This is a genomic window from Streptomyces sp. UNOB3_S3, assembly GCF_020740895.1.
Lineage (GTDB): Bacteria > Actinomycetota > Actinomycetes > Streptomycetales > Streptomycetaceae > Streptomyces.
On the sequence record NZ_JAILXP010000386.1, the window covers coordinates 1 to 6,509 of the forward strand.

The window sequence follows — 6,509 nt, forward strand, 5'->3', positions numbered from 1 at the left end:
GCTACGGGGGGATCGACAGGGGTCGGCGTCGACGGCGGGGAGGGGGAGCCGTCACCGCCGGCCCCTTCGGCTGTTCCGGGCCGAAGGAGAGACCCGGAGAAGAGACCGGAGAAGAGACCAGGGGCCGGTCGGGAGAATCCGGTACATCAAATCCGCTGTTGTTTCAGGGTTTTCTTCCCGAACCCGCACATACCGAAGCCGTCCGACAGTACGTTCAGGCCAAGCACCACTCACCAACTCATGGCACCACATCCCCCTGAGCAGAGGAGTCGCACATGAACCGCACCAAGACGATCGGCACCATGCACCGCGGCAAAAAGGCTTTCGTCGCCTTTGGCCTCACCGCGGCAGCGGCGGTCCTCGGCTCGGTACCGGCGGTCGCCGATGACCACGCCGGCCTCGGCACCTTCTCCAGCGGAGTGATATCCACGCACGCCCAGCAGTACGGCAGCGCTTCCATCGGTGCGGACGACCACGCCATGGGCGACCGTGTCATGGGTGGTGCGGACGACCACGCCGGTGGCGCGGAGGCCTAGGCCGGCAACACCGCGACTACGCAGCCCCGTAGCTCCATACGGGCAGACCTGGGCACGGGACGCCCGCCGACCGGCACCACACGTGGACCGCGGTCAGCGGGCGTCGCCGCACCCGCTTCTCACTCGAGCGTCTTCCACTCGTGCGTCCTCGCACGCTCTCTCAGCAGCCCCTTGAGCACCTTCCCGGAGGCATTGCGCGGCAGCTCCCGGACGAACTCCACCTCGCGCGGCACCTTGTAGTTCGCCATCTCACGACGTGCCCAGGCGATCAGCCCGTCCGCCGTGACCGCGTCCCCGGGGCCCGCCCGGCGGACCGCGAACGCCTTGCCGACCTCGCCGAGCCGGCCGTCCGGGACACCGACCACCGCGACCTCGGCTATCCCCGGGTGCCGCGCCAGGACCCGCTCGATCTCGGCCGGGTAGGCGTTGAAACCGCCGACGACGAACATGTCCTTCAGCCGGTCGGTGACCCGCAGATCGCCCCGCGCGTCCAGCACGCCCACGTCGCCGGTGTGCAGCCAGCCGTCGGGGTCGACGGCCCGCGCCGTGGCGGCCGGGTCCTCGAAGTATCCGGACATCACCTGGTAGCCGCGGACCAGGATCTCCCCGGGCACCCCGGCCGCCGACGCCCGCCCGTCGGGGCCGGCCACCCTGACCTCGGTGCCCGGGATGGCCCGGCCCGACGTGCCCGCGACGACCTCCGGCGGGTCACCGCGCCGGCACATCGTGACGACGCCGGTCGCCTCGCTCATCCCGTAGGCGGTGAGCACGGTGGCGATGCCCAGCTCGCCGCGGAGCCGGTCGATCAACCGCCGGGGCACCATCGCCGCGCCTGTCACCACCACCCGCAGCGACGAAAGGTCGTACGCCGCGCGTCCGGGGTGGTCCAGGAGCGACTGGTGGAGCGTCGGCGGCCCCGGCAGGACCGTGATCCGCTCGGCGGCGATCCGGGCCAGCACGGTCTCCGCCGCGAAGACGGGCTGCGGCACCATCGTGGCGCCCCGCATCAGACAGGCGATGACGCCCGCCTTGTAGCCGAAGGTGTGGAAGAACGGGTTGACGATCAGGTAGCGGTCTCCTTCCCGCAGCCCGGCCAGCTCGCTCCAGACGGCGAACGTGCGCAGCGTCTGCCCATGGGTGATGACGGCCCCCTTGGGCTCGCCCGTGGTGCCCGAGGTGAAGAGGATGTCCGAGGGCGCCGTGGAGGGTATGACGTCGGCCCGGGCCCGTACCGTCCGGGCGGGCACACCGCCCCCGGCGGCGAGGAACTCCTTCCACGTGCGGAAGTCGGCCGGGGCGTCGTCGGCCAGGACCACGACCTCCCGCAGATACGGCAGCCCGGGCAGCGGCCCCCGCTCACCGTCGCCGTCATCGCCGTCGGCGGTGGCGGTGGTGGCGGTATCTGTGGCGGTGGCGGTGGCGGCGCTGCGCAGTGCCGCCACATAGGACGTGCCGAGGAACGTGCCTGTGACGAAGAGCAGCCGGGCCCGGGTGCGTTCCAGCACCCGCACCGCCTCGGCGCCCTTGAAACGGGTGTTGACCGGGACCAGCACCGCGCCGGCGCCGACCGCGCCGAGGGCGGCGACGATCCAGTCCAGGCTGTTCGGCGCCCAGATCGCGACCCGGTCGCCCGCCTCCACCCCGGCGGCCACGCACCCGGCGGTGGCGTGCCCGACACGCTCGCCGAGCTGCCGGAAGGTGATCCGGGCCCGGCCCTCGACCACGGCCTCGCGGGCGGCGTACCGCTCTGCGGCCATCCGGACGAGCCGGGGTATCGAGACGAATTCCAGGTCACCGCGCATCGCACGTCCTCCCCCTGCCGCCCCCGGTTCCGTACCCCACCAGCGGGCTGACGCTTCGTCAGATTAGCGATAGCCTTCCGCGCTGTCAGCATCGACAGCACGGAGGCGGCGATGACGGCAACGCTCAAGGACACCACCGCGATCGTCGGCATCGGTCAGACCCCCTTCGCCCGACAACTCCCTGATTCCGAAAAGACCTTGGCCTGTCGCGCCATCCTCGCCGCACTGGACGACGCGGGCCTCTCCCCCTCGCAGGTCGACGCCTTCGCCTCGTACACCATGGAGACCACCGACGAGGTCGAGGTCGCCAAGGCCATCGGCGCCGGGGACGTCACCTTCTTCTCCCGCGTCGGCTACGGCGGGGGCGGCTCCTGCGCGACCGTCGCCCACCTCGCCGCCGCGATCACCACCGGTCAGGCGACCGTCGGCGTCGCCTGGCGCTCCCGCAAGCGCGGCTCCGGCCCCCGCCCCTGGCGGGACACCCGGGCGCAGCTCCCCACCCCGGGGCAGTGGACCCGCCCGTACGGCCTACTGCGCCCCGTGGACGAGATCGCGATGCTCGCCCGCCGCTATATGCACGAGTACGGCGCCACCCGCGACCACTTCTTCGGCATCGCCCTGGCCTGCCGCAACCGCGCCAACCAGAACCCCGCCGCGGTGATGTACGAACGGCCGCTGACGCGTGAGATGTATATGACCTCCCGCTGGATCAGCGAGCCCCTCTGCCTCTTCGACAACTGCCTGGAGACGGACGGCGCCCTGGCCTGCGTCGTCGTGGCGGCGGAACGCGCCCGCGACTGCCGCGCCACCCCGGTCTATGTCCACTCCGCCGCCCAGGGGCTGCCCGCCCAGCACCACGGCATGGTCAACTACTGGACGGAGGACCCCCTGTCCGGACCGTCCTGGACCGCCGCCCGGCAGCTGTGGAAGACGGCCGACTTCGGGCCCGAGGACATCCATGTCGCCCAGATATACGACGCGTTCACCCCGCTGATCCCGCTGTCGCTGGAGGGCTATGGCTTCTGCGGACGAGGAGAGGGCGCGGCCTTCTCGGAGGGCGGCGCGCTCGAACTCGGCGGCCGGCTCCCCCTCAACACCGGCGGCGGCGGTCTCAGCGAGGCCTACGTCCATGGCTTCAACCTCATCAACGAAGGGGTCAGACAACTCCGCGGCACCTCCACGGCACAGGTGCCGGGAGCGGAGACATGCCTGGTCACGGCAGGCGAGGGCGTCCCCACTTCGGCACTTCTGCTGAGGAGTTGAGTGCTCATGTCCTCCATGATGCAGGGCACCACTGACAATGGCCTCCTGCTGCCGGTCCAGGACGAGGACGGGCGCCCGTTCTGGGAGTTCGCCGCCCGTGGCGAGCTGCGCGTCCAGGCCTGCGCGGACTGCCACCGGCTGCGCTTCCCGCCCCGGCCCTGCTGCCCGCGCTGCCAGTCCTTCGCCACCGAATGGCACCGCGTCTCCGGTCGCGGCCGCGTCTGGTCGTACGTCCTGCCCCATCCGCCGCTGCTGCCCGCCTACGCCGAGCAGGCCCCGTACAACGTCGTCGTCGTGGAGCTCGCCGACGCCCCCGGTATCCGGCTCGTCGGCAATCTCGTCGCCGCGCCGGACGCCGCGCTCTGCTCCATCGACCCGTCCCGGCTGCGCGTGGGGGCGCCCGTCAGGGTGGCCTTCGCCGAGCTCGCGCCCGCGGTGACCGTGCCGCGCTGGCTGCTGGAGCGCCCGTGACCGTCCGTACGGAACGCCGCCCGGACGGCGTCGCGCTGGTCACCCTGGACCGGCCCGAGCGGCACAACGCGATCGACCTCGCGACGGCCGCACGTCTCAAGGAGCTCTGGGCGGAGTTCCGCCGCGACGACGCCGTCCGCGCCGTCGTCCTGACCGGCGCCGGGGACCGGGCCTTCTGCACGGGCATCGACCGCTCGGCCGACGTCCCCCAGCCGGGCTCCCCGTACTCCCTGGACGACCCGCTGCGCACCGTCGGCCCCAAGGCCGCCGACCTGTGGAAACCCGTCATCGCGGCGGTGGGCGGCATGGCGTGCGGCGGCGCCTTCTACCTGCTGGGGGAAACCGAGTTCATCGTCGCCGCGGAGAACGCCACGTTCTTCGACCCGCACACGTCGTACGGGATGGTCAGCGCCTACGAGGCCGCGTACATGGCACAGCGCATGCCCTTCGGCGAGGCCGCGCGGATGGCGCTGATGGGCACCGCCGAACGGCTCTCGGGGCGCCGCGCCTACGAGATCGGCCTGGTCTCGGAGCTGACCCCGCCCGGCGAGGCCACGGCAGCGGCCCTGCGCGCGGCGGCGGTCATCGCCTCCTACCCGACCGAACCGGTCCAGGGCACGGTCCGCGCCCTGTGGTCGACGAGGGAGCAGAGCAGATCCCACGCCCAAGCCCTGGCCCCCCACTTGATAACGCTGGGAAACCTGGCTCGCTCAGAGCAAGCCGAGCTCTTCACGACCCGCACAAGGAACTACCGCATCCGCTGACGCGGGGTTGCGGGCAATCGTCCCGCAGGGCTGGGGGCACCTCCCAGCGGTAGCTGGGGGAGAGTGGGCACAACCACGACCACCGGCCCGCACCCGCCCCGGAGCGGGGCACAACGCGGCGCGTCAGCGCCGAACGTGCCCCGTCCCCTTCCCCGCGTCCAACGCGTAAACGCACCGGTCCTTGCTGCACGCGTAGACGACCCCGCCCGCCGCCACCGGCGACCCCGTGATCTCCCCGCCCGTGGCGAGCTTCCAGCGCAGCTGTCCCCCGGCCGCGTCCACCGTGTAGAGACAGTGGTCGGCGGAGCCGAAGTGCACCCGGCCGTCGGCGACGACGGGCGTGCCGATGATGTCGCCGCCCGCCGCGAAGCGCCACTTCGGCGTGCCCGTGACCGCGTCCAGCGTGTAGAGCGCGCCACCGCTGCCCAGGTGGACCGATCCCCCGGAGACCAGCACCGGCTCCGTGGACTGGCGGGACTCCGTGGCGATGCGCCAGCGGTCGCGGCCGGTGGCCGCGTCCAGGGCGTAGACGGTGCCCAGGTAGTCGGCGATGTAGACGCCCCCGCCGGTCACGGCGGGGCCGGGGGCGAAGGCGGGCGGGCTCAGGAAGACCGCGGGCGCCTCGAAGCGCCAGCGGACGTCCCCCCGGGCCACGTCGATGGCGAGCACCCGCGTGCCGGCGGCGACATAGACGACGCCGTCCGGTGCGGGCAGCAGCCGTACGGGCACACCGCCGCACGAGGCGGCGTCACCCACCGGGTACGACCAGCGCTCCGCGCCCGTACGCGCCTCCAGCGCGCGCAGCCGCGCGTCGGACCAGACGTACACCGTGCCGTCGTGGACGAACGGTCCGCAGTCGGGGGTCTCGAAGTCGGCCTGGGCGCCGTTCATCTCCCACAGGAGCTCGCCGTTGGCGGCCTCCCATGCCTGGACTCCCCCGCCGCGCGTGCCGGTGACGATCGTGCCCCGGTCGGCCTTGAGGGAGTAGACCCAGCCGTCCGTGGACAGCCGCCACCGCTCCGTGCCGTCGGAGGCGTCGAGCGCGTACAGCGTCGGCCCGTCGGAGGCGTGTATGCGGCCATCGGCGACGGCCATCGCCCAGGCCACGTCCCGGGTCTTGAACTGCCGCCGCCCGCTGGCCACATCGAGCGCGTGGACCTCGAACGACGTGACGTACAGCAGGTCGCCGGATACGACGGGGGTGCCCCAGACGTCGTTCGACATCCGGAACCGCCACGGCCGCCAGCGGCCCTGATCCGTCTGCGCGGTGGCCCCGCCGTCGGGGGCGGCCACCGGGGGCTGGCTGGGGACGGCCGCGGCCGACGCGCCGGCCGGGGGCCGGACCCATCCGGTGGTGGCGCCGGCGCCGGTGCCCGCGTGCGGGTCACGGGCGTCGGTGACCATCGGCCCCGGACCGATCGGCACCTGCGAACCGGCCAGCCGTACGGACGCCTCGGAAGCGGACGGCGCGCCGGCGTGGCGCCCGTGCGCGACGGCTCCGGCGCCGGCCACCGCCCTGACGCTGTGCGGCCCGCTCAGCCCGCCGCGCGGGTCGGGCGCGCCGGTACCCGCGTGCCCGTCGCTCCAGCCGGGGCCGCCGTGGCCACCGGGGCCGCCGTGGCCACCGGGGCCGCCGTGCGGCTCGTAGGCGGCCGCGGGCTCCGGTGCCGGGG

General features: G+C 73.2%; 6 protein-coding genes. 4 read left to right on the top strand and 2 right to left on the bottom strand.

The window, feature by feature from the left end; genetic code table 11:
• The first annotated feature begins 275 nt into the window (after positions 1-275).
• Positions 276-536 (top strand): hypothetical protein, encoded by a 261-nt coding sequence (locus K6I33_RS29540; protein WP_229357608.1) that lies wholly within the window; start codon positions 276-278, stop codon positions 534-536.
• A 119-nt stretch (positions 537-655) separates the two neighbouring features.
• Here K6I33_RS29540 and K6I33_RS29545 read toward each other — a convergent pair whose 3' ends face one another.
• Entirely contained in the window at positions 656-2,338 is a 1,683-nt protein-coding gene (locus tag K6I33_RS29545; RefSeq protein ID WP_229357609.1) for a FadD3 family acyl-CoA ligase, read from the bottom strand.
• 111 nt (positions 2,339-2,449) lie between these two features.
• On the opposite strand from K6I33_RS29545, the gene K6I33_RS29550 reads away from it, so the two are divergent.
• From K6I33_RS29550 to K6I33_RS29560, 3 genes are read left to right on the top strand one after another with little or no spacing between them, the layout of a single operon-like run.
• Positions 2,450-3,601, top strand: coding sequence for a lipid-transfer protein (locus K6I33_RS29550; RefSeq protein WP_229357610.1), 1,152 nt, complete (start codon positions 2,450-2,452; stop codon positions 3,599-3,601).
• 6 nt (positions 3,602-3,607) lie between these two features.
• Complete coding sequence (locus K6I33_RS29555) at positions 3,608-4,072, top strand: Zn-ribbon domain-containing OB-fold protein (protein ID WP_229357611.1); 465 nt, start codon at positions 3,608-3,610, stop codon at positions 4,070-4,072.
• A complete protein-coding gene (locus K6I33_RS29560) occupies positions 4,069-4,836 on the top strand; it encodes an enoyl-CoA hydratase/isomerase family protein (RefSeq protein ID WP_229357612.1) in 768 nt (255 codons plus the stop codon). The genes K6I33_RS29555 and K6I33_RS29560 overlap by 4 nt, the downstream gene beginning before the upstream one ends.
• 123 nt (positions 4,837-4,959) lie before the next feature.
• Here the strand turns inward: K6I33_RS29560 and K6I33_RS29565 are convergent.
• Positions 4,960-6,509 (bottom strand): PQQ-binding-like beta-propeller repeat protein (locus tag K6I33_RS29565; RefSeq protein WP_229357613.1); only part of this gene is annotated, 1,550 nt, incomplete at its 5' end.

Bases quoted from the DNA above. Each gene is read 5' to 3' on its own strand.
- K6I33_RS29555 (WP_229357611.1), top strand. From the start codon at position 3,608: ATGTCCTCCATGATGCAGGGCACCACTGACAATGGCCTCCTGCTGCCG.
- K6I33_RS29540 (WP_229357608.1), top strand. From the start codon at position 276: ATGAACCGCACCAAGACGATCGGCACCATGCACCGCGGCAAAAAGGCT.
- K6I33_RS29545 (WP_229357609.1), bottom strand. From the start codon at position 2,338: ATGCGCGGTGACCTGGAATTCGTCTCGATACCCCGGCTCGTCCGGATG.
- K6I33_RS29550 (WP_229357610.1), top strand. From the start codon at position 2,450: ATGACGGCAACGCTCAAGGACACCACCGCGATCGTCGGCATCGGTCAG.